Below are 6,316 nucleotides of genomic sequence, written 5' to 3' on the forward strand. Positions count from 1 at the left end.
GGCGGAACTCGCCCGACGCGGTCGGCACCGCATGGATCGGGCAGGTAGGCGAGGTCGCGGATGCCGGCCCGGTCGTTCCCGGGGACGACTCACCGGCGCAGACCCCGCCGGATGTCTCCTCCGGTGAACTGCCGCTGAGCGAGAAGCCGTTGCCGCCGTTGCCCGAGAAGCCTCTCCCGCCGCTTCCCGAGAAGCCATTGCCACCGCTTCCCGAGAAGCCTCTCCCACCGCTTCCCGAGAAACCGTTGCCACCGCTGCCGGACGACGGGCAGGCCGGGAACCTCCACCAGCCCAGTGGCGACGACATCTGGAACGTCCTCGTCCCCACGACCAAGCGCCGCGCCGAGGAGGACCACGTCCCCGAGTCGGACGGTCCGGGGCCCAAGCGGCACCACGGCATGGGCCGCGACGTCACCCCGGCGGCCGACCGCGGCCTGGTCGAGCCCACCCCTGAGCAGCACCAGGCGTGGCTGGCCGGGTTGCCCGGTGCGCCGGGCGGCCGGCCGCAGCTCACCGGGGCGCTGCTGAGGCACCTCAACCCCGACGGCGACCGGGTCAACTGCCTCGACGTGAACCTGGCGTTGTGGGACACCATGGACGGGGACCCGCACCCCGCCGGGAGCCGCCCCGACCAGCAGCCCGAGCGCGACGGCGTCTGGGAGCTGTCCAGGCGCCTCGGCCCGGCGTGGCACTACGGCGCCGGCTCCGAGGCCCTGGACCGGGTCACCGCCCTGGTCCGGGAGGCCGGGCCGGGGGCCAGGGCCCTCGTCCTCACCGCCGAACAGGGCCGGATCGGCCACGCCAGTACCGTGCTGCACACGGACGGCGGCGAGCTGATGTGGATCGACCCGCAGCTGGCCGAGTTCCCGGAGACCGGGCCGGACGTCACCGGCACGGCCTCCGTCTGGGCCTACGTCGAGGACGCCGCGCACGACCAGATCCGCGGCGACGGGCAGTACGACGAGCTGCTCTTCCACGACCCCGCCATGGGGGCGCCCGGCCACACCTTCGGCGTGGCGGGCCCGGAGCGGCTGTTCCCCAAGCACCCGATCGCCGCCCAGCCGGGGTGGAAGGAGCAGGCCGAGAAGTTCGAGCGGCAGATCGCCGAGCGGGCCGTCGGCCTCGTGGCACACGAGGACTCCGCCATCGGCCTGGCGCTCAACCACCTGCTCCGGATCCTGGTGTTCAGCCACGGTCCGGACTGGCAGGAGGACGTCCACCTCAGGCAGCTCCTCACCCGTGACGACGTGACCAGTGCGGGCCAGATCGGGCACTCCCGCCTCACCGTCCGTGACATCGACAAGATGGTCGAGTCCGGGAACCCGCGGGAGAAGTACACCGCGTTCTACAACGCCGCCTACTACCGGCCCGGCGGCGAGGGCGCCGAGTACATCGGCGGTTTGAAGGAGCTGCTGCTGAAGGTGTTCGGCGACCCCGAGATGCTGCTCGGCCAGGCCCTCGGCCTCAACGTGGAGAAGCTGCGGCCCTACCGCGACTACCTGGAGAGCTCGGAGCGGCGCCTGCTCCACGGCATGCTGACGGCCATCTCGTCCCCGCAGGCCAGGAACTTCTCCGAGGACCCGTTCGCGCTGGGCAACCTCATGCGGTGGAGCGCCGAACCGTTGAACAACACCAGCGAACTCGGCATGAGCCAGTCGATCCGCACGCAGCGCGCGGACGAAATGCTCACGCCGGGCAGGCTGACGCCGTCCCAGCTCAGGCGGGCCGACGTCGAGCTGAGCCGGCGCGAACGGGCGCTGCTCCTGGAGCGGGAGGTGCTGCCGCTCACGGCGGTCGCGACCCGCGAGCTCGGCACCGTCCCGCTCACGCCGCAGGGGGAGCTGGACACGGCCCGGATCTTCCCGGAGTGGCAGACCGTGTCGGAGGTGGAGGTCGTGACCGGCGCCCCGGACGCGCAGGGGAACGTCACGACCACGGTGACGGCGAAGGTCTCCGGCCGGACGGACCTCCGTTCGAGCGACCTGCAGGAGATGACACCGGAGGAGATCGACGAGCTGCTGGCGCAGGGCCACGTGTTCCCGGGCGGGCGGATCCCCAGGCGGCAGGGGCCGGAGTTCCCGCTCGGGTCGATCGAGGGCGGCGCCCGGTACCAGCTGGACCCGGATTCCACCTGGTACCGCGACCTCGAAGAGCGGGGCATCCCCGCGATCGGCGGACTGTCCGGCACGGCCACCCGCATGTTCAACGCCTTCGACTGGCTGAACGTCCCGGACGCACGGCCGGAGGACTTCGTCGTCGGCCTGATCGGCTGGATGCGCCTCCAGAACGACCACTCGCTGTACGAGATCCTGCGGGGCGCCCAGATCGCGGGATTCGAGGGCGTGGACGGCAGGACCTTCGACCTGACCGACGCGGTGTCGATGTACCGGAGCCTGGACGCGCTGGGCCCCGCGTTCGCCGAACCGCGGCTGCGCGAACTCGACGCGTGGGGCATGCTGCCGCACGAGCGGCACTATTTCGACCGGATGCTCGTGGACGGCGACGAGGGCGGTCTTTACGCGCTCGACGAGCTGGAGGCCAACGCGGCGAGGAAGTTCTTCCATCAGCAGATCAACGGGGTGCTGGGCCCTCCGACGGACGTGCTGCTGAGGCGCTGGCTGGGCAAGCACGGGATTCCCGTGGGGGAGATGCGCGCGCGGCTGCCCAACTTCACCGTGGCCCATCTGATGGCGATCCGGGCCTACACCGGAAACGATCACACCCTGATCAACCTGGTCGTCGAGCGCACCCGGGGTATCGGCGGCGGCTTGCCCTTCGTCGACGTGGTGACCAAGGCGACGCGTCACGTCCTGAAGGAGATGGTCGTCAAGGAACTGGCCGGTTCCGAGGCCCTACCGCCCAACATCTTCTTCCAGGACGAGGAGGTCACGGACCTCGTCAACCTGCACCGCACGGCCGGCCCGGAGGACAAGCCGGAGATCATGAGGAAGATCGAGCACAAGATCGACGAGCTGCTGCCGTCGGTGGTCGCCGAGTCGAAGCTCCACGCCGGCATGCTGCTGGAGGCGCTCAGGGAGCTTCCGGTGGCGAACGAGATGACCGTCTACCGCGGTGCCTGGGAGTGGGGCAACGAGAGCAACGTCAGCGCGTTCATGACCTCCTTCTTCGCCAAGGACCACGTCGAGTTCGACACCTACGCGAGTACCAGCACGAGGTTCACCAAGGCCCACATGTTCGCCACCAAGGACCCGGTCGGGGCGTACCGCCACCGGGTGGTCTACATGCTCACCCTGCGCGGCGGCAGCGGACGCGACATCGCCGCGTTCTCGCAGAAGCGCGAGGAGGCCGAGGTGCTGCTCCTGCCCGGGGCCCGCTTCAGGGTGACCGACCGCAAGGCCATGCCCGATCCCGGCGGCGACGTCGACAAGGACTACATCCTGATCGTGGCGGAGGAGGAGGTGCCGCAGGCCGGCCCGGACGGGGAGGGACCGGCGGTCGCGCAGTCGCACCAGGCGCCGGCCGGCTCCGGTGCGGAGACGTTCCCCGCTGTCGCCGAGGGCGAGGGCTCCGACTCCGAGGGCTCGGACTCCGAGGGGTCCGGCTCCGAGGGCGAGTTGGAGTTCGTGTTCGCGCACGACGAGACGGCCGGTTCCGACCAGGCCGGGCAGCCGGACGCGGACGGGAGCGGGGAGTCCGGGTCCGACGGGGGTAACGAGTCCGCGGAGGAGGTGACCTTCCTGTTCTCGGGCCTCGGAGTACTGAACGGTTCCGGCTCGGACGAGAACGAGTACGAGGGGGCCGGGTCGGACGGGGACGGGTCGGACGGGGACGGGGAGTACGGGACCGACGGGGGTTCCGAGTCCGGGGAGGAGGTGCCCTTCCTGTTCCTGGGCGGCGTGCCGCACGGTTCCGGCTCGGACAAGGACAAGGACGAGAACGAGGGCGATGACGAGGGGGCCGGGTCGGACGAGGACGAGGACGGGGGCGGGGACTGGGGCTCCGAGCTCGGTGAGGAGGTGACGTTCCTGCTGGGTGGCCCGCCGGTCACGGACTGAGGGGTCCGGCACGCGGGCGCCGGTCCTGAGGGGGTGAACGCGGTTCCGGACGCGGGCCGTAGAAGGGGGAGACGGGGCGGTCGCGGCGGCCGCGAGGGGCGAACGAGTCGACAGGAGCGTTGTTGTGACCGTGTCGGACGAGCGTGCTGGTGGGACGGCGGCCGGTGGGGCGGGCGGAGAAGGGGCCGTGGTACCGGACGTGATCGGGGTTCCCGACCACGTCGCCGCCGCCGCCAGGGTGGCCCCGGGGCAGTGGATCGGGCTGGTCGACCCGGCCTGGGCGGGCGACGGGCCGCCGCCCGCCTGGGCGGTCATCGGCCAGTGGCGCGCGGGTGAGGACGGTGGCGTCGAGGAGTTCGCGGCGAACGAGGACTACCGGATGTCGCCGCTCGCGCTGGAATGGCCCGCGCCCACCGATCCGGTCGACGCCGCCGTCCAGCTGTCCGCGACCGGTTACGGGCCGCCCGGCGACGTCTACCGCGCGCTGGCGTCGGCACAGGTCGCCGTGCCGCTGGACGGGGAGGGCGGCCTCGGCGGAATCGAGCTGCCGGACGGGGAGTTGGTGGCCGTCGTCTTCACGGCGCGGTCGTGGCTGGCGGCCGCCGGCGGTCCGGAGCACGCCGTGCTCGGCGTCGCGGACCTGCTGGAGCGGCTGCCGCGGGGGTGCCGCATCCTGGTCAATCCCGGTGCCCCGGCCGCGATGCGGCTGGAGCAGGACGCCCTGCGGGAGCTGGTCGAGGAGCGGGTGCGGTCCGGCGGCCCGGAGCCGTCGCTCCGTCCCTTCGGCTGAGCGGCCGGTGAACGCCCCCGGGCCTGCCGGCCGTTCCTCCGGGTGAGGGTGCCCCGGCGCCGGCCGCAGCCGCGCCGGTGCCGGACCGGGGCCGAGGACGACGGGAGCGGGTACCGATGGCGGAGACGGGCGAGCGGGCGGACCGCGGGGTGCGGCAGGGCCCGGACGGCGGATTCCGGCTCGCGGCGGTGTTCGACCGTGTGGACCCGGTGACGGGGCCGGGCTTCGCCCCGGACCGGGCCGTCGTCGACGACCCGGAGGAACTCGCCGCCCTCATCGCGTACCTGCGGGCCGGGGCGGCGGTGCTGATGACGCCGATGCTCATGGACGACGTGCTGGACGCGACCCGCAGGGGCGTCGTCCCGCTGCACTACCGCACCGACGGCGAGTGGATCTGGACCGACACCGTGACCTACTACCTGGAGCGGTACGCCCTCGCGCCCGAACCAGCCCTGCGCTCGCACGTCCGGGAGCGGGGGGTGTTCGGCCCGGCCCCGGACGCGGAGGCCGTGCAGCGGGCCGCGGAGTTCGTCCTGAACCCGCCGGAGCCGCCGCGACCGGTCTGGCGGCCGGACGGCAGCGTCCCCACCGGATAGCCGTCCGGTCCGGCCGGCGTGACGAATTCGGGGGCCGCTGAACCCGCCGCGGCCCGCCGTCCGTGGGTACGGGTGGACGGTCCGTCGTCCGGCCGGTGAGGGCCGGAGCGGCGGCCTCCTGCGAGCGTCGTCGTCTAGGGCCAGGGGGCCATCGTGGGCAAGAACCGGAACGGCCGCGGGAACCAGCCGGACGAGCCGGCCGGTGGCGGGTACGAACTGCCGGTGGTGGCATGGGTGGTGCCGCAGTCGCCGGCCGCCGGCCCGTCCGGGGCACCGGGGGCCGGGACGGCGGCGAACGCGGCGGCGGCCGAGACGGCCGATACCGCCGAACTGCCTCCGACGGCGGCCGGTGAGGCCTCGACGACGGCCCGCACGCCCGCCTCGACGACGGCCTCCCCGACCACCTCCCCGACCGCGTCCACGACGGCCCGGACGACGGCCCGGACGACGGCCACGACGGCAGGGGTGGCCACAGGCCCGGTGCCGCCCGTCAGGGGTGGGCAGAACGGGGCCGGCGCGGCCGCCGGAGCGCCCGCCGCAGCGGCCGGTGGCGAAGCCCGCGGGGGTCTCGTCGCCGTCCCCGGACAGGAGCTGGAGCCCCCCGCGCCCGGGGAGGCCGGGCCGCGCCGGATCTCCAGGCCGATGATCGCCGCGGCGGCCGTCGCCGGGCTGGTGCTGGTCGGGCTGCCCCTGGTCTTCTCCGACCTCGGCGGCGACGACCCGCACCCGGGTGCGGACGGCCCGCCCCCGGCCGGGTACACCCAGCAGGACGGCGGCGGCGACGGGTTCGTCCCGGGCACCGACGCGCACGGCAACGTCGGCGACCCGGCCCAGCCGGCGGGGCAGCCACCGCAGCCCGGGCCGGGTGACGGCGCCGCGGCGGCAGGCGGGGCCGCGGCCGGCGGTGCCGGCGC

4 protein-coding genes and 1 pseudogene are annotated in these 6,316 nt (G+C 73.7%); 4 read left to right on the forward strand and 1 reads right to left on the reverse strand.

Annotated elements, in window-relative coordinates; all coding sequences use genetic code 11:
• The first annotated feature begins 245 nt into the window (after window positions 1–245).
• The 3 genes from ACFC1F_RS07570 (at window position 246) to ACFC1F_RS07580 (ending at window position 5,402) form a co-directional block, all read left to right on the forward strand.
• A complete protein-coding gene (locus ACFC1F_RS07570; protein WP_376156382.1) occupies window positions 246–4,016 on the forward strand; it encodes a toxin glutamine deamidase domain-containing protein in 3,771 nt (1,256 codons plus the stop codon).
• A 124-nt stretch (window positions 4,017–4,140) separates the two neighbouring features.
• Window positions 4,141–4,806, forward strand: coding sequence for a type VII secretion system-associated protein (locus tag ACFC1F_RS07575; protein WP_376156384.1), 666 nt, complete (start codon window positions 4,141–4,143; stop codon window positions 4,804–4,806).
• A 116-nt stretch (window positions 4,807–4,922) separates the two neighbouring features.
• Window positions 4,923–5,402, forward strand: a complete 480-nt coding sequence (locus tag ACFC1F_RS07580; RefSeq protein WP_376156385.1) for a hypothetical protein — start codon at window positions 4,923–4,925, stop codon at window positions 5,400–5,402.
• Between the two features lie 134 nt (window positions 5,403–5,536).
• Here ACFC1F_RS07580 and ACFC1F_RS07585 read toward each other — a convergent pair whose 3' ends face one another.
• Window positions 5,537–5,857, reverse strand: coding sequence for a hypothetical protein (locus ACFC1F_RS07585; protein WP_209414668.1), 321 nt, complete (start codon window positions 5,855–5,857; stop codon window positions 5,537–5,539).
• A 10-nt stretch (window positions 5,858–5,867) separates the two neighbouring features.
• Between ACFC1F_RS07585 and ACFC1F_RS07590 the strand changes: the two are divergent.
• A pseudogene (locus ACFC1F_RS07590) lies at window positions 5,868–6,316 on the forward strand (hypothetical protein); the annotation flags it as partial.

This window comes from Kitasatospora sp. NPDC056181, from assembly GCF_042266225.1.
Classification (GTDB): domain Bacteria; phylum Actinomycetota; class Actinomycetes; order Streptomycetales; family Streptomycetaceae; genus Kitasatospora.

Excerpts from the sequence above, each read along its gene's own strand:
- ACFC1F_RS07580 (WP_376156385.1), top strand. The coding sequence starts at position 4,923 with ATGGCGGAGACGGGCGAGCGGGCGGACCGCGGGGTGCGGCAGGGCCCG.